Origin of the sequence: Desnuesiella massiliensis (genome assembly GCF_001403615.1) — a bacterium.
Taxonomy (GTDB): Bacteria; Bacillota; Clostridia; order Clostridiales; family Clostridiaceae; genus Desnuesiella; species Desnuesiella massiliensis.
Map to the genome: position 1 here is coordinate 597,108 of NZ_LN879456.1, position 16,648 is coordinate 613,755.

Genomic DNA, 16,648 nt, shown 5'->3' on the forward strand with positions numbered 1-16,648 from the left:
ATTTGTGTTACATCATATATGAAACATATTCTTCAATATATTTAACATAAAACTCTTTATTTTATATTAGTGTAGTGTTTGGTATAATATTCCTTAAGGAAGTTAATACGTTTATGTAGGAAATGTGGTATAAGTAAAGAGGAATTTGTGAAGGAGTGTGAAATGGTGAAATCTATTTCTGCAAAAATTCTATTTGGTATTAGTGCTGTATTATTGATATGTTTTTTTGGAGGTCTAGTGTATTTACATTATGATTATTATACTAATATAAGTCCTTACGCTTCTACGCCGTTATATGTTTACAATCTGATTCATGGAGTAATATTTTTAATACCAAGCATTATATTCTTTATAATTGCACTGATATTACGTTCAAAGTCAAAAAATAAGTCTTAGTTGTGAACCTTTTTCATGTTAAGCGGCGTAAGTTCAATCTCACGCCGCTTTTAAACCTAATGCGACATAAACAAAAATAGAATTAAAGGCAAAATAGAGGGCTGTAAAAGGCTTTTTTATTTTGCCTAGAATTAACAAAGTTAAGAAAGTAGGTGACATATGGAAAATATATTTTTAGAATTAATAAAAATTAGTCCAGTATTAGGGCTATTAGCGTGGTTTTATTATAAGCAAGGCATTGACTATAAAGCGCTTGTAAGCAGGATTCAGGATGAGAGTATGGTTAGGGAAACAAGGCTAAGTACAACTATAGATAAAAACCAAGAAATTATAAAAGAGTTATCTCAAAAGTTTAATATCGTGGAAGATGTAAAAAAGGATGTTGAAGATATTAAAAATCAATTATTTAAATAAGAAGGTGATTTTATGAAAAATGAAGATAGATTTAAAGAGTTGAAATCTTTACTATAGGTTAAAAAATTAATAGCTTTATTGCTTACTTTAGTATTTTGTGTGTTAGCTTTTAGAAATGAGGTTAACACTTATTTTATGTCCATTTATACGATGATTGTAGGTTTTTATTTTGGACAATCTACAACTAGACAAGCAGTGAAAGAAAATAAGTATAGGTGATATTGATGAAGATAACTATTGATGCTGGTCATAACTGTTATCCTGATGGGGGAGCAGTTGGTCTACTAGATGAAAATATTTGTACTAAAGAGACAGTTCAATATTTGATAAAGTATTTAAATGCTTTAGGACATGAGGCTTATGATATAACACCTTATGATATGAAATTTAACTCTGTAAATGAGAGTTTATCCTATAGGGTAAAAAAAGCAAATGAAATTAATTCAGACTTACATTTATGTATTCACTATAATAAGTATAATACTCAAGTTTATGGAACTGAGTGTTGGATTAGTGGTACTGGAGGGAAGTCAGAACAATTTGCTATTAATATATGCAGAGAAGTTTCAAATTCTTTAGGTACTTATAATAGAGGTATTAAGGGGGGTAATTTATATATACCTAAATATACAAATATGCCTTGCGTGCTTGTAGAAGGAGTATTTATAGATAATGTTAATGATGTTAGCAAATATGATGCTAATAAAATAGCAAAAGCTATAATTAAGGCTGCAACAGGTCAAGAAATAATTGAGAATTTTAATAAAAGATATTACATAGTTACCAACTATCTTAAAGGAGATTCTAACGGATATATTAATATGGAACAAATAGTATCTATATTTCAAGGTGTGAGATTTTATATGAAGAACAATGATAAGGGCATCTGAATAGAAACACAGTACTTGCCGCATGAAAAGTGCATAGAATTGAAACAAGCTTTAGGAAACTTATTTTGGAGTATAAAAGAAATTTATGAAAGGCAGCCCATAGGTTTTACCCTAAGAGCTGCCTTTCTTATTTGCTTAAAGTTAAGTATAAAATATAGGTTTAAAGTTTATTTAAAATTCTTCTTTGAAAAATCACGGAGGCGTTCAATTGCTTTTGAAACTAAAAAGCATGGTAGTATTAAAAAAGGCACTAAAAATACCAATACAGGCCTAAGTATAATTCTGTTATATACATATGCGTATAGTGTAATAACTAAAGAAAGACTTAACCAAGCAAAAAACCAATAATACTTTTCCATTAATCCATCTCCTAACTACTTTAAAAACTATTTACTTTAATGGATATATGTGTTATTATATCAAATTTATAAGAAGTAATACAATTATAATTATTTTTAAGAGGATTTTTACTACGAGTGTTGAATAGATTTTATAGAAACAATAGTTAGAAAAGGCGAACCAACTAAAATAGAAATGTTATAGAGCAAAAAACTAAAAGGTGGGGTAAAATGAATGCGTTTTTGATAGTAATACCACTAATACTTATTAGATATGGGATTTTAAGTATAATAGACAAAAAATCACTTAAACGTGCGGGTTTCTTTGCTCCATTAATCGGAAGAGAAAAAGTAGCATTCTGGGTTTATCAAATTACAACCGTCCTTATTTTACTATACCTATTATTACTCAAAATCAAAACTGACTCTGATTGGTTTTACATAGGTTTAGGAATATATAGTTTAGGAATTATTTTATACGCTGTATCTGTAGTAAATTATGCTAAGCCTAAAATGAATGGAATAAATTTAAACGGATTATACCGAGTATCCCGCAATCCTATGTACATTGCATATTTTATTTATTTTTTAGGGTGTGTATTGCTAACACAATCCTTGATATTACTTGCGTTATTAATCGGTTTTCAAGTATCCGCACACTGGATTATTCTTTCAGAAGAAAGATGGTGTATTAAGAAATTCGGAGAAGAATATATAAAATATATGAATAAAGTGAGACGTTATATTTAGACAGGTATGCTATAACTCTATTATTCAAGTTATGGTTTGTGTTCTTCTTAAAAGGTAGCTTAGGGATAAATCCTTAGGATACCTTCTTTTTTATTTTTTGGAAGGATTTTTATTATATATGTTGAATAATTTATAGAAATATTTACTTGATAGTGTGAGGAGTATTTTAATCTCGAGGTGAAAGTATATGAGTAAGTTGCAAGTAAAAATAATTGAAAAAACAGAAGGAATATCAGTATTTGGATTATGGCTCAATTCCAATGATAAATCTGTATCAAAAGACATTATAACTTTATCTAAAAAATATTATGAAATAGCAGATAAAAGAGATGGTAAAGTTTTACCGTTTTATGTTTTAAGCAAGGATTATAATGAACAAACAAAAAGCTTTAAACTTTTTATTGGCGGATTTTTAGAAAATAGTAACCTTGAAAAAGTAGAACTACCAAAAGGATATTATGGAATAGTTACTATTAAGCCTAAGTTAGGTTTTTTATGGGGATTATCAATAGGGGAAGCAAAAAGATATTTCTATGCACAATGGTTACCAAATTCGGGCTATAAAGCCTTAAATATGGAGTATGAATATCATACTGAAAAAAGTGTATCAAAAAAACCTGAAATTGAAATATACTTTGCAATAGACAAGAAAGGTCAATAAACAATATCAGAAGCAAGCTAAAGTCAAATTCTTGTTATAAATCCTATGATTTACTTTTAAACAGCTAAATAAAAATAAATGCATTTAGATCCTAGGTTTAGTAACTCTAAGGCCTAAATGCATAAGGGTTTGGGTTGAGAAAACGCTTTTGGTATATAGGTTAAGCAGTAACCTAGTATTATTATATTTATCAATAATAAAAGTGTTACATAATATTATATTTGCTAAAAGCGCTATTCTAGTAAGTTGACTTGATATTGCCCTTAGTGGGCTATTTTCATTTATTGGAGGATTTATATAATAAGAGTTGAATTATAATAAATATGAGATTTTATAAATGTAAAACAGATTTAGAGGAAGGGAATGAATTTAAGGGGGCATTATATTTTTATGGTTCAATAATTGCAGGAATAGTATTATATGTTAATACAGTTTCTATACTAAAAAAAGTAAAAAAAGAAGAAAGTACTTTCTATAATACTATAGTAGGTTGTATTTGTACAATAGTAATTTTAACATCTATTTTCGTTATTTGAAGTTAGATAAATAAATTTAGTATTGCTAAAAAGTCCATAAGGATTAAGGAGGAGATGAAATGTCTACCCCTTGATTTAAATTTGATATATTAATGTAGGAATTTTAATAAGGTGGAGAAATACTCCACCTTATTGTTTTATGAAAAACATCTGCTATGGAAGTGGATTCCTATTTTAAATAAATACTCTACATATTTGCTTTTTTATGATGCTCTATTAAATCTTCTTGCTGTAGTTGAATATACTTTCTCTTAGACCTTCCAATGATTTATCAGCCATAAACTTATCATGTGTTTCAAAAAAATTTTTAACTGTTATACTGTGGAATAATTTCCGCTCACGTAGCTCTGGTAGTCTTGGACTTATGTTGCTGGTTAATTTCATTTTCTTTGAACCCATTGAAAACACCCGCTTTCTATATTTATTAGAAATTGAGTAATACTATGAAGTGCATATGAGTCTTTAAGTTTTCTGAAAATAAAAAATGCTTTGAGGGTTATATATGATATAACGACTCAAAGCATTGATTTCACTATAATTGGCGGGAGTATGTGGGAATCGAACCCACCCGTCGTGGTCTTAGCACGGCAACACAGTTTTGAAGACTGGCGAGCACACCAGCACTCATCTACCCCCATAAAGTACAAACTTACTATGTTATTCTACAATATGTAATTTATTTTGTCAACGTATACTTAAAAGTAAATAATTGTAGCATTTTTGTGATAAAATAGACACATGACAACTGAATTCTGAAATCATATATTTAATATATATAATATTAATAAAAATTGATTTATAATATCTTAAGGAGTAAAGGAGAGATTTTATATGGATAATATAACTTTTTTAGAAACTAGTAAATTTAAGACTAATGCCATTAGTTTAATTATTCCTCTAGAATTAAACGAATACACCACAGACTACAATTTACTAACTGGTGTTTTAAAGAGAGGTTGTAATAAATTTAAATCTACAAAAGAGATATGGACTTATTTACAAGAAATGTATGGAGGAGCTTTTGATATATTTATATCTAAAAAAGGTGAGAGGCTAATGATGAATTTTTACTTTTCTTTTTTAGATAAGCAGTATACCATGAATAATGAAGATCTTTGGAAGAAAGCCATTGATTTTTTATATGAAATAATTGATGAAACCTTATCTCAAAATAATAAATTTAATGATGAATATTTTGAACAAGAAAAAGAAAACTTAAGGATTTTAATAAACTCAAGAATAGATGATAAGGATAATTATGCCATAGAAAGAGCAGAAGAACTTTGCACAGAGGGTGAACCTTATTCCATATATAAATATGGCAATTTGGAAAGACTTAATATAATAAAAAATGATTTATTATTTAAGCTTTGGGAAGACATAAAGAAAAATACATATATGTATGCCTTTATTCAAGGAAATTTTGACAAAGCGCAGATCATTGATGAATTAAGTAAATTTCCTATGCTAAGCAATTTAAAAGTAACTAACAATAATAATAGTGGTTACGGCTTAAAAGAATTAAAGGTAGTACAGGATAGTATGAAGGTAAATCAAGGAAAATTAGCATTATGTTATAGAACTAATGCCACACTAATGAATGGGGACTATTTTGCCTTAGCGGTTATGAATTCGGTTTTAGGTGGAGGAACTCATTCAAAATTATTTAATGAGGTAAGAGAAAAACATAGTCTTGCCTACTACAGTTATTCTTTTATTGATAAATTTAAGGGATTATTAACTATAACCAGTGGTGTGGACACGAAAAACTTCGAGAAAGCTAAAGAAATTATTTTTCAGCAGGTAGAATCAATTAAAAAGGGTTTGTTTTCTGAACAAGAAGTTACCAGTGCAAAAAGAAAGTTAAGTAATGATTTGAAAAATCTTCAGGATAGTCAGTACAGTATTATGGACTATCTATCTGCTCTGAAAATTTATAATGTTACTTATTCTATAGCAGATATTATAGATAATATTGAAAAGGTTAATATTGAAAGAATAAAGAAAGCCGCTGAAATTTTACAGCTAGGGTCTATATATACAATAGGTCAATAAAGAAAGGATGATAGTTATGGATGTGAGAAAACTTGATTATATAAATGAAGACTTATATTATGATAATATAAATGGTTTAAAGACTTATATTTTACCTAAAAAAGAATATAATAAGTATTTTGCCATGATAACTGTAGATTATGGTTCCAAAGATATCAAATTTTCAAAATCAAAGGAAGAGCCTTTAAAGGAATATCCTTTAGGGATAGCTCATTTTTTAGAACATAAGCTTTTTGAAGAAAAAGAGGGAAATATTTTTAATCAATTTTCTGCTATGGGAGCTTCTCCCAACGCTTACACTAACTTTGAAAATACTTCTTACTACTTCTCCTGTACTTCAAACTTTGAAAAATGCTTAGAGCTATTGATAAGATTTGTATTTAATCCTTATTTCACTAATGAAAATGTAGAGAAAGAAAAGGGAATAATTGAACAAGAGATAAAAATGTATGAGGATAATCCAGGATTTAAGGTGTATTTTAATCTGCTTCAAAACATGTATAAGTCTCATCCTATTAAATATGATATTGCAGGTACTGTAGAGTCCATATACAAGATAACCCCGGAAATGTTATATCACTGCTACAATACCTTTTATAATCCTCAAAATATGGCACTAGTAATAGTTGGGGATGTGGATGTAAATAAGATTAAAGAAAATCTTTATGAGTTTATACCGCAAAAGGAGTTGTTTACTCCAGTATTAGGACAGTATGATTCTAAAGATAACATTGTAACACACTTGGTTGAAAATTCTATGGGATTAAGTGTACCGAATTTTATCCAAGGTTTTAAAGATAATTTTACTTTTATTAGTAAGCAAGAATTACTTAGAAGAAAGCTTATAATAAATATATTAAGTAGGCTATATTTAGGTAGAACTTCTGATTTTTTTGAAACTGTATATAATAAAGGCTTAATAAATGATAGCTTTTCTTATGAGTATGCTATTGAAGAGGAATATGCCTATCTTTTAATGGGAGGAGAAAGTAAAAATCCTAAAGAATTTAATAAGTATTTATTAGATCATTTTTCTTTAAATAGAGAGGAGAATATAAAAACTTCTGATGTGGATAGAGTAAAAAAGGCCTTGTTAGGCTCGTATGCTTATAGGTTTAACAGTATAGACGGTATTGGAAACTTTATTAGTAAATATTTAATTAGGGATATAGATATATTTGAATATAAGAGTTTATTAGAGTCTATTGACATAAGCTTAATTAAAGAATATAAGAATGAGTTGTTTAAAATTAATAATAGCGTTTTGTCAATAATAGAATAAAGTAAAATATAATTAAATTTTTTATAAAAACCCTTAAAATTAAGAAGGGTTTTTTATTTTTTTATAGAATTAAATTATAAAGTGGTTTAAAGTGGATTAAAGTGGAGGGAAATGCACAAGATATGTTTATAGGTGAATATAATCATGCTCTTGATAGTAAAAATAGAATAATAGTTCCCTCTAAATTTAGAGAAGAATTAGGAGCAAAGTTTGTTCTGACAAAAGGGTTGGACGGTTGTTTATATGCTTATACCATAGAGGAGTGGAAGGAACTTGAGAAAAAATTAAGAGCGCTGCCTTTAACAAGCAAAGATGCTAGAGCTTTTACTAGATTTTTCTTTTCTGGTGCCAATGAAATTGAAATTGATAAACAAGGAAGGGCATTAATTCCACAAAATCTATTAGAATATGCTAAAATAGAAAAGGATATTGTAAGCATAGGAGTATTAACAAGAATAGAAATATGGAGTAAAAATCATTGGGAAGATTATAATAGCTCTAATATAGATTTCGATGAAATAGCAGAAAAAATGAGTGAATTAGGCATTTAGAAGGAGATATAATTTATGGAATTTAAACATATTTCAGTGCTATTAAATGAATGCATAGAAGCACTTAATATAAAAGAGGATGGAATATATATAGACTGCACCCTAGGTGGGGCAGGCCATTCTAGTGAAATATTAAAAAGACTTTCCAATAAAGGCATTCTTATAGGAATTGATCAGGATAGTGATGCCCTTGCTGCGGCTAAAGAAAAATTAAAGGACTATAAAAATGTGATTTATGTACACGATAATTTTTATAATATAGAAAAAATATTAAAAGATTTAAAAATAGAAAAGGTTGATGGAATACTTATGGATTTAGGGGTATCATCTTATCAGTTAGATAATGCTGAAAGAGGCTTTAGCTATATGAATGATGCTGCCTTAGATATGAGGATGGATAGGGATAAGACCTTTACAGCATACAATATTATAAATGAGTATAGCGAGGAAGATTTGTTTAGAATTATAAAAGAATATGGAGAAGAAAAGTTTGCAAGGAGAATAGCTAATTTCATTGTTGAAAGCAGAAAAATCAAACCTATTGAAACTACATTTCAATTAGTAGATATAATAAAAAGAGCTATACCTGCAAAAGCAAGGAGAGAAGGGCCTCATCCAGCAAAAAGAACTTTTCAAGCTATAAGGATTGAGGTGAATAATGAACTAAATATTATAGAAAACACCATAGAGAAAGGTATAGAAAATCTTAATCCAGAAGGTAGAATTGCAGTTATAACCTTTCACTCCTTAGAAGATAGAATAGTAAAAAATGTATTTAAAAGAATAGAAAATCCATGTACGTGCCCAAGAGAGTTTCCTATATGTGTGTGTGGAAAGAAACCTCTTATCAAAGTTATTAGTAGAAAACCTATTGAAGCTAGTGAAGAAGAATTAAACTATAATCCTAGAAGTAGAAGTGCAAAATTAAGAGTTGCGGAAAAATTAGTTCTAATTTAAATCAGAGGTGAATAAGAATGGTATTAAGAGATGAAAAAAAATATATTATTGGAAGTAATGTTTTATCTCCTAATAGGGATTCTAGTGCATTAGAAAGAGAAAGATATAAAGAGTTAGAAAGGGCTAAACAGGAGAGAAATAGAAGGATTAAACAAAAGCAAAGAAAGAGAAAGTTATCTGTAATACAGGTAGTTGCCTTAGTTTTTATATCAGGTATTACATTAGTATGGAGAGATGCTAAGATATACAATATGCAAAAGAATCTAGCTACTACAAAAAGAGAGATTGAAACAACAAGATTAAAAAATGAAGCTTTAAAAGTTGACTTGCTTAAGGTAAGTAGCATAGAATATGTAAAAACACAAGCAGAAAAAAATTTAAATATGGTAGAACCTCAAAAGAATAGTGCTATGGCCATAGATTTATCAAAAGATAATTTTGACCTTCCTAAGGAGAATACTGCTGAAAAAAACCTAATAAATAACTTTATTGATAATTTAAAAAGGTTTTTATTTTAATTAGCAATTTAATATGGAGGTAAAATGTTAGGCCAAAGATTTAGAGATAAAGTAATAATTAAAAAGCGTATGATAATCGCTTTTGGGTTTTTTTGCTTTATCTTTTTCATGCTTTTTTTTAGATTAACATATATAATGATTTTAAAATCAAAAGATTATTATGCTTTGGCTGAAGAACAATGGACAAGTACTGTTAAAATAGATGCTAGAAGAGGAAAGATATTAGATAGAAATGGTAAGGAACTTGCTATTAGTGCTAATGTTTATAGGGTAGATTTCGATCTTAACACCATAAAACAATACTTAGTAAAAAATAATTTAAATAACGATGATATAGCGCCGAAAATTGCACAAGCTATGAATATGGACGTATCTAAGGTGTTAAAAGCATTGAATACAAGGCTGCCCAGTGGAGCACCAGCGGGTTCCGCCAATTTAGCTAGAAGAATAGAAAAACAAGAAGCGGATAAGGTAAGAGGACTTTTTATTTCAGGAGTTTTGGTATCACCAGACACTAAAAGATATTATCCTAATAATAATTTTTTAGCTCATGTTTTAGGTAATACAAATGTAGATGGTAAGGGGTTAACAGGCATTGAACTTCAATATGATAGAGAACTTACAGGTATGCCGGGAGTAAGAATTGCTGAAATTGATAGAAGAAGCAATGAATTACCTTATACCATTTCTGAATATACTGAACCAATAGATGGGAAAGATATTTATTTAACTATAGATGAAAAGATACAATATTTCTGTGAGAAGGCTGCTGATCAGGCATTAATAGATAATAAAGCTAAAGCTGTGTCTATAATGGCTATGGATACTAAAACTGGTGAAATACTGGCTATGGTAAATAAGCCAGATTTTAATCCTAATAATTCAAGAGAGCAAACAAGTAGTTATGAAGAATTGCAGAAACTTTGGAGAAACAGAGCCGTTAATGATACCTATGAACCTGGATCAATTTTCAAAGTTATTACAGCTATTGCTGCCATGGAAGAAGGGCTAGTACATGAGAATGATAAATTTGTATGTGGCGGAAGCATTAAGGTAGCAAATAGGACAATCCATTGTTGGAAAAGAACAGGTCATGGTACAGAAAACTTTGTAGATATATTAAAAAATTCTTGTAATGTAGGTTTTATCAATATAGGTCAAAGATTAGGTAAAGAGAAGTTAAATAAATATATTAGTTTATTTGGTCTTGGACAGAAGACAGGTATTGACTTGCCTGGTGAAGCAAAGGGCATAGTAAAAAAAACTAGTAGCATTAATGATGTGGATCTTGCTACTATATCCTTTGGTCAAACTAATACAGTAAATCCGGTTCAATTCTTAGCAGCTTTCAATGCTGTTGCTAACAATGGAGTTTGGGTAAAACCCCATTTGATGAAAGAGATTTCTTATACTGACAACAATAATAATAAAGTTTTATATAAAACCTTTGATGATTTTGTGAATAAAAGGATTGCTAGTGAGGAGAACACAAAGCTTCTTAGAAGCTACCTGGAAAAAGTAATATCTGAAGGAAGTAGTAAAAGGGCCTTTATTGAGGGATACCATATTGGAGGAAAAACAGGTACCGCTCAAAAGGTAAATTCCCAAAATGGTACTTACGAAAGAGGAAAATATGTTTCTTCTTTTGTAGGTATGGCTCCAGCATCAAATCCTAGAATAAGCATTTTTATATCCATTGATGAGCCCTCTGCTGGAGAATATTATGCTGGTGTAATTGCTACTCCTGTAGCAAAACAAGTCTTTAATGATATCTTCAACTACTTAGCCATAGAAGCAGATGCCGATGACGCTAGTGTAGCAAGAAGCCTTTTGAAGGATGTAATAATTCCAGAAGTAAGAGGATTGAAGAAGGAAGAGGCCATTAAAATATTAAAGGCAAATAACTTAAATTTTGAATTAGACAAAAACAACAGTATAATTACAGATATTAGCCCCAAACCGGGAATAACAGTTAAAGAAGGCACCAAAATAATTCTTTACACATCTCAGGAGGCAAACTATAATAAAGAGGTAGTAGTGCCAGACTTAAAAGGATATAGCAAGGAAAAAGCTATGGAAATCCTTAAGAGTATTGGATTAAAAGCAAAGTTCACAGGTGAAGGTGTAGTTATGGAACAAAGTGTAGAACCTGAGCAAAAGGTTTCAAAGGATACAGTTTTAGATATAATACTAGACCTAACTGGTGGAGATTGATAATAATTTTTGGCATGTAGCTTTTTACTTAATAGTAATTCTACATGCCACTATTATGTTTTAAATTTTATTTATTAGGAGATGATTTGGGTGCATTTATGCGAATTATTAAAGGGAGTGGATTATGAGGTCGCCTTTGGAGAAGAAAATATCCATATTAATAATATTCATTATAATTCTAAAGAGATATCTAGAGGTGATGTGTTTTTCTGCATAAAAGGCTTGAAGGCTGATGGACATAAATATGCTAAAGCAGCTTTTGAAAAAGGTGCAGTGGCAATTATTGTAGAAGATGATATAGAGGAATTGTTAAACTGCACTATTATAAAAGTAAAAGACAGTAGAAAAGCTTTATCATTAGCTTCTGCTAACTATTATGGTAATCCTTCTGAAAAGTTAAAAATAATTGGCGTAACTGGTACCAATGGTAAAACCACTTCCACCTATATTTTAAAGTCTATCCTTGAAGAAGCTGGTTATAAAGTTGGGCTTATTGGAACTATTGCAAATTATATAGGTAAAGATAGATATGAATCTGAAAGGACCACTCCTGAATCTTTAGAACTTCAAAAATTATTTAATGAAATGGTAGAGAAAAAAGTAGATTATTGTGTAATGGAGGTTTCTTCTCATTCTTTAAGTCTAGATAGAGTTTACGGAATAGAGTTTAATTACGGAATTTTTACTAACTTAACTCAAGACCATTTAGATTTTCACAAGACCTTTGAAAATTATTTTAATGCAAAATTGAAATTATTTGAAAATAGTAGAAATATAATAATTAATATAGATGATATCTATGGCAAAAAAATTGAAGCTTATATAAATAGCAATGTTAGCCATAAGAAAATATTTAAATTTTCTATTGAAGAAGCCTCAGATTTTATGGCAAAAGGAATTTCTATTAGCGAAAAAGGGATCAAATTTAGTATAATATACAATGAAGAAAAGCTAAGCTTTAGCATGCCTGTTCCAGGAAAATATAATGTTTATAACGCCCTAGGTTGCATTAGAATAGCTCTAAATGAAGGTGTAAAGGAAGAAGTTATACAAGCTGCCATAAATAAGATAGTAGTGCCAGGGAGATGTGAGATAATAGGTAATGATAAATTTAGCGTAATTATAGATTATGCTCATACTCCAGATGGGTTAAGTAATATACTAGGTACTGTAAAAGAATTTACAAAAGGGAGATTGATCTGTGTATTTGGATGCGGAGGAGACAGAGACGCTACTAAAAGACCAATAATGGGAAAAATAGCAACTGAAATAAGTGATTTATGCATAATCACCTCGGATAATCCAAGAACAGAGGAACCAATGAATATTATAAAGGATATTGTAAATGGGCTTTCTAAGAAAAATTATATTATCATTGAAAATAGAAGAGAAGCTATAGAAAAGGCTATAGCCATGGCACAGCAAAATGATATTATAGTAGTTGCTGGAAAAGGTCATGAAACTTATCAGATACTAAAGGATAAGACTATAGAGTTTGATGAAAAGAAAATTGTTCAAGAGATCTTAAGAACAAATTAGAAAGTGGTGTTGCTATGATAAAATTAACTTTAGATGAAATAATTAAAGCTGTTGAGGGTGTATGTATAAATATAGGTAATACTTGCGAATATACCAGTCTTTCAACTGATAGCAGAAACATTAATGATAAAAGTATATTTATAGCATTAAAAGGCGATAATTTTAATGGCAATGAGTTCGTATTAGATGCAGTTAATAAAGGTGCTTTACTATGTATAGTAGATGAAGTGTTATTTGATGCAGATAAAGCAAAAACATGTACTGTAATTAAGGTTAGAGATACAAGGGAAGCTTTAAAGAAGCTAGCAAAATATTATAGAGAAAAGCTAAATATAAAAGTAGTTGGAATCACAGGTTCGACGGGTAAGACCACTACAAAGGATCTTCTTGCAGCATTTTTAGGTTACAAATATAAAGTGTTTAAGACTAAGGGGAACTTTAACAATGAAATCGGATTGCCACTGATGATATTTCAATTAGATGAGAGTTATGATATTGCAGTGCTAGAGATGGGGATGAGCAATTTAAATGAAATCCATAATTTGGCTGATATAGCTAGACCAGATATTGCCTTAATCACTAATATTGGAATATCTCATATAGAAACCCTTAAAACTCGAGAGAACATATTAAGAGCTAAAATGGAGATTACAGACTTTTTTACTGCTAAAAGCACTTTGATAATTAATTGTGAGAGTGATCTGTTAAAAAGTATTAATACGGAAAAATATATTTTAGTTAAAGCTGGTATGGAAGAAAATCACTATGACTATTTTGCAAGAAACATATCACTAGAGGAAGATAGCAGTAAATTTCAGATATATAATAATAATACCTTAGAAGGAGTATTATCATTACCTATTCCCGGCAGACATAACATAGAAAATGCATTAATAGCCTTTGCCTGCGCTAGGCTGTTAGGAGTAAGCTTTAATGAAATTCAGCTAGGCATAAAAAGCTTAACCTATACATCCATGCGTCTGGAAATAAATAAAGGAAGCAAATTTACAGTTATAAATGATGCATACAACGCAAGTCCAGATTCTATGCGTGCAGCATTAGATGTGCAGTGTAATATAAATGGCAAAAGAAAAGTGGCTATATTAGGAACTATGAAAGAGCTAGGGGAAGCCTCCTACTGCGCTCATAAATCCGTTGGACAGTATGCTAAAGAAAAGGGAATAGATATTCTAATAGCTGTTGGTGAATATAATGAAGCTTTTTTACATGGATTTAAAGATGAAAGTAAGTGTATTCTAGTAGAAACCACAGAGAAAGTAGCAGGTATCATAGAAGAACTTATTCAAGATGAGGACATAATACTAGTAAAAGCTTCAAGGTCAATGAAGTTTGAAAGCATAATAACTAAATTACAGAACTTAAACAGCTAAGAATAGAAAGGAGGAAACTGCTTATAGTTTAAGCAGGATTTCATATGATATTTAACGACATGAAAAACATTATAAATGCATATACTATATTACCTATTGCCTTAGGATTTTTAATTTCATCATTGATAGCACCCTTAGTAATTCCAATCCTTCATAAATTGAAGTTTGGTCAAAACATTAGAAAAGATGGTCCTAAAAGCCATCAAAAAAAAGCAGGTACCCCAACTATGGGCGGTATAATTTTTATTTTTTCTGCTTTAATATCCATGATTATATTGGTGGGTAAACCCAGTGATGAGGCTATGGTTGCTTTATATGCCTTTATGGCCTATGGCTTTGTAGGATTTTTAGATGATATCTTAAAAATCATACATAAAGACAATTTAGGGTTAAGAGCATGGCAAAAGATGGTTTTATTATTAATAGTATCAGGAGCTCTTTCTACTTATGCGTATTTAAAAGTAGGAACTAACCTTTACATTCCTTTTTTAAATAGAGAACTGAATATGACGTTTTTCTATATACCTTTTATGCTCTTTTACTTTGCTGGAGTTACTAATGCAGTAAATTTAACGGATGGGCTAGATGGACTTGCAACTTCAGTAACAATTTTAGTAATAGTTTTCTTTGCTATTATCAGCTATGGAATGGGACATAATACCTTAGCAATCTTTTGTTTAATTTTATCTGGAGCGTTATTAGGATTCTTAAGATATAATGCTTTTCCTGCAAGAGTGTTTATGGGAGATACTGGATCCTTAGCTTTAGGGGGAGCGGTGGCTACGGTAGCAATGCTTCTAAAATTTCAATTACTCCTTGTAATTGTGGGTGGAATATACGTAATAGAAACTTTATCTGTTATTATACAGGTTACTTCATTTAAATTAACCGGAAAGAGGGTTTTTAGGATGTCACCTATACATCATCATTTTGAGCAGTTAGGGTGGGCAGAAACAAAAATCGTTTCAGTATTTTCTATAGTTACTTTATTGCTTTGCTTAGTTGCATTTTTATCCTTTTAAAAAATAGGAGGATACTTATTTATGAAAAAAAAGAACCCTGTTAAGGGGCAAGTGGATTTTGTTTTATTTTCTGTAATCTTATTATTACTTGCCATAGGAGTAATAATGGTTTATAGCGCCAGCTCTTATATATCTATATATAAAGAAAAAGACAGCATGTTCTATCTTAAAAGACAATTATTATGGGCAGCTTTGGGGATTACTGCCATGTTTGTGGGCATGAGTTTTGACTATCGTAAATTAAAAAAGTTTACAGTGCCTTTGCTTATAGTATGTATTCCATTGTTAATAGCAGTTTTCTTTTTTCCAGATACAAATGGTGCTTATCGATGGATAAGAATAGGAGGGGCCTCTTTACAACCTTCAGAGATAGTAAAATATGCTGTAGTGTTTTATTTAGCTAAAAGCCTTGATTTTAAAGGTGAAAAAGTTAAAGATTTCTTTTATGGGGTATTTCCTTATCTCCTAGTGTCAGGATTTTATGCGGGAATGATTCTTCTAGAAAAAAATATGAGTATTGCTTCTGTAATAATGATAGTTACTTTGATTGTTCTTTTTGTGGCAGGCGCAAGGGCTTTCCACCTTTTTGGAATAGTTACTCCAGCTCTTACTGCATTGGCACTTTTCTTTATATATTCTTCTGATTATAGAAGAGCAAGAATGCTTAATTTTTTAAATCCATGGCAGGATCCGGCTGGTAATGGCTATCAGCTTATCCAATCTCTATTGGCTCTAGGCTCTGGAAAAATATTAGGATTAGGATTAGGACAGTCAAGACAAAAGGCCTATTACATGCCAGAACCACATAATGATTTTATTTTTTCTATTATTGGGGAAGAGCTTGGATTAGTTGGTTGTATTTTTATAATAACTTTATTCCTCGTTTTTATTTGGAGAGGAATTAAGGTAGCTCTTGAAGCAAAAGATACCTATGGAACTTTATTAGCTACGGGAATAACCTCTATAATAGCAGTTCAGGCTATGGTAAATATAGCTGTTGTAACTGGTTCTATGCCCGTTACTGGAGTACCCTTACCTTTTATAAGCTATGGAGGATCTTCTTTGCTTTTTAATATGATAGCCATGGGTGTATTATTGAACATATCTAGACAAAAGGCAAATATTTAGCAGTGG

At 30.1% G+C, this 16,648-nt stretch carries 15 protein-coding genes and 1 tRNA gene; 15 read left to right on the plus strand and 1 reads right to left on the minus strand.

Annotated elements, in window-relative coordinates; translation table 11 throughout:
* Positions 1–147: 147 nt before the first annotated feature.
* From BN2665_RS13545 to BN2665_RS13570, 5 genes are all read left to right on the plus strand, one after another.
* On the plus strand, positions 148–396 hold the full coding sequence (locus tag BN2665_RS13545; protein WP_242865950.1) for a hypothetical protein: 249 nt from the start codon (positions 148–150) through the stop codon (positions 394–396).
* Positions 397–555: 159 nt separating this feature from the next.
* A complete protein-coding gene (locus tag BN2665_RS27475; protein ID WP_055667636.1) occupies positions 556–810 on the plus strand; it encodes a BhlA/UviB family holin-like peptide in 255 nt (84 codons plus the stop codon).
* A gap of 224 nt (positions 811–1,034) precedes the next feature.
* On the plus strand, positions 1,035–1,700 hold the full coding sequence (locus BN2665_RS13555; protein WP_055667637.1) for an N-acetylmuramoyl-L-alanine amidase: 666 nt from the start codon (positions 1,035–1,037) through the stop codon (positions 1,698–1,700).
* A 569-nt stretch (positions 1,701–2,269) separates the two neighbouring features.
* Positions 2,270–2,788, plus strand: coding sequence for a methyltransferase family protein (locus tag BN2665_RS13565; RefSeq protein ID WP_055667639.1), 519 nt, complete (start codon positions 2,270–2,272; stop codon positions 2,786–2,788).
* Between the two features lie 187 nt (positions 2,789–2,975).
* Positions 2,976–3,449, plus strand: coding sequence for a GyrI-like domain-containing protein (locus BN2665_RS13570; protein ID WP_055667640.1), 474 nt, complete (start codon positions 2,976–2,978; stop codon positions 3,447–3,449).
* Positions 3,450–4,524: 1,075 nt separating this feature from the next.
* On the opposite strand, the gene BN2665_RS13585 is transcribed toward BN2665_RS13570, so the two are convergent.
* Positions 4,525–4,621 (minus strand) — tRNA-Sec (locus BN2665_RS13585).
* A 195-nt stretch (positions 4,622–4,816) separates the two neighbouring features.
* On the opposite strand from BN2665_RS13585, the gene yfmF reads away from it, so the two are divergent.
* The 10 genes from yfmF (at position 4,817) to spoVE (ending at position 16,642) form a co-directional block, all read left to right on the plus strand.
* Entirely contained in the window at positions 4,817–6,040 is a 1,224-nt protein-coding gene (gene yfmF, locus BN2665_RS13590; RefSeq protein ID WP_055667643.1) for an EF-P 5-aminopentanol modification-associated protein YfmF, read from the plus strand.
* 16 nt (positions 6,041–6,056) lie between these two features.
* Entirely contained in the window at positions 6,057–7,322 is a 1,266-nt protein-coding gene (gene yfmH / locus BN2665_RS13595) for an EF-P 5-aminopentanol modification-associated protein YfmH (protein ID WP_055667644.1), read from the plus strand.
* 122 nt (positions 7,323–7,444) lie between these two features.
* Entirely contained in the window at positions 7,445–7,873 is a 429-nt protein-coding gene (gene mraZ, locus BN2665_RS13600) for a division/cell wall cluster transcriptional repressor MraZ (protein WP_055668404.1), read from the plus strand.
* Positions 7,874–7,888: 15 nt separating this feature from the next.
* Positions 7,889–8,830, plus strand: a complete 942-nt coding sequence (gene rsmH / locus BN2665_RS13605; protein WP_055667645.1) for a 16S rRNA (cytosine(1402)-N(4))-methyltransferase RsmH — start codon at positions 7,889–7,891, stop codon at positions 8,828–8,830.
* A 17-nt stretch (positions 8,831–8,847) separates the two neighbouring features.
* Complete coding sequence (locus BN2665_RS13610; protein ID WP_055667646.1) at positions 8,848–9,348, plus strand: hypothetical protein; 501 nt, start codon at positions 8,848–8,850, stop codon at positions 9,346–9,348.
* Between the two features lie 24 nt (positions 9,349–9,372).
* Positions 9,373–11,562, plus strand: a complete 2,190-nt coding sequence (locus BN2665_RS13615; protein WP_055667647.1) for a stage V sporulation protein D — start codon at positions 9,373–9,375, stop codon at positions 11,560–11,562.
* A 90-nt stretch (positions 11,563–11,652) separates the two neighbouring features.
* Positions 11,653–13,101, plus strand: coding sequence for a UDP-N-acetylmuramoyl-L-alanyl-D-glutamate--2,6-diaminopimelate ligase (locus BN2665_RS13620; RefSeq protein WP_055667648.1), 1,449 nt, complete (start codon positions 11,653–11,655; stop codon positions 13,099–13,101).
* 14 nt (positions 13,102–13,115) lie between these two features.
* Entirely contained in the window at positions 13,116–14,492 is a 1,377-nt protein-coding gene (locus BN2665_RS13625; protein ID WP_055667649.1) for a UDP-N-acetylmuramoyl-tripeptide--D-alanyl-D-alanine ligase, read from the plus strand.
* Between the two features lie 44 nt (positions 14,493–14,536).
* Positions 14,537–15,514 carry a phospho-N-acetylmuramoyl-pentapeptide-transferase gene (mraY, locus tag BN2665_RS13630; protein WP_423229856.1) on the plus strand — a complete coding sequence of 326 codons (978 nt, stop codon included), beginning with the start codon at positions 14,537–14,539 and terminating at the stop codon, positions 15,512–15,514.
* A 21-nt stretch (positions 15,515–15,535) separates the two neighbouring features.
* A complete protein-coding gene (gene spoVE, locus BN2665_RS13635; RefSeq protein WP_055667650.1) occupies positions 15,536–16,642 on the plus strand; it encodes a stage V sporulation protein E in 1,107 nt (368 codons plus the stop codon).
* Positions 16,643–16,648: the final 6 nt, after the last annotated feature.

Excerpts from the sequence above, each read along its gene's own strand:
- BN2665_RS13565 (WP_055667639.1), top strand. The coding sequence starts at position 2,270 with ATGAATGCGTTTTTGATAGTAATACCACTAATACTTATTAGATATGGG.
- BN2665_RS13625 (WP_055667649.1), top strand. The coding sequence starts at position 13,116 with ATGATAAAATTAACTTTAGATGAAATAATTAAAGCTGTTGAGGGTGTA.
- mraZ (WP_055668404.1), top strand. The coding sequence starts at position 7,445 with ATGTTTATAGGTGAATATAATCATGCTCTTGATAGTAAAAATAGAATA.
- BN2665_RS13555 (WP_055667637.1), top strand. The coding sequence starts at position 1,035 with ATGAAGATAACTATTGATGCTGGTCATAACTGTTATCCTGATGGGGGA.
- yfmF (WP_055667643.1), top strand. The coding sequence starts at position 4,817 with ATGGATAATATAACTTTTTTAGAAACTAGTAAATTTAAGACTAATGCC.
- spoVE (WP_055667650.1), top strand. The coding sequence starts at position 15,536 with ATGAAAAAAAAGAACCCTGTTAAGGGGCAAGTGGATTTTGTTTTATTT.
- BN2665_RS13610 (WP_055667646.1), top strand. The coding sequence starts at position 8,848 with ATGGTATTAAGAGATGAAAAAAAATATATTATTGGAAGTAATGTTTTA.
- BN2665_RS13615 (WP_055667647.1), top strand. The coding sequence starts at position 9,373 with ATGTTAGGCCAAAGATTTAGAGATAAAGTAATAATTAAAAAGCGTATG.
- BN2665_RS13570 (WP_055667640.1), top strand. The coding sequence starts at position 2,976 with ATGAGTAAGTTGCAAGTAAAAATAATTGAAAAAACAGAAGGAATATCA.
- rsmH (WP_055667645.1), top strand. The coding sequence starts at position 7,889 with ATGGAATTTAAACATATTTCAGTGCTATTAAATGAATGCATAGAAGCA.
- BN2665_RS27475 (WP_055667636.1), top strand. The coding sequence starts at position 556 with ATGGAAAATATATTTTTAGAATTAATAAAAATTAGTCCAGTATTAGGG.
- mraY (WP_423229856.1), top strand. The coding sequence starts at position 14,537 with ATGATATTTAACGACATGAAAAACATTATAAATGCATATACTATATTA.
- yfmH (WP_055667644.1), top strand. The coding sequence starts at position 6,057 with ATGGATGTGAGAAAACTTGATTATATAAATGAAGACTTATATTATGAT.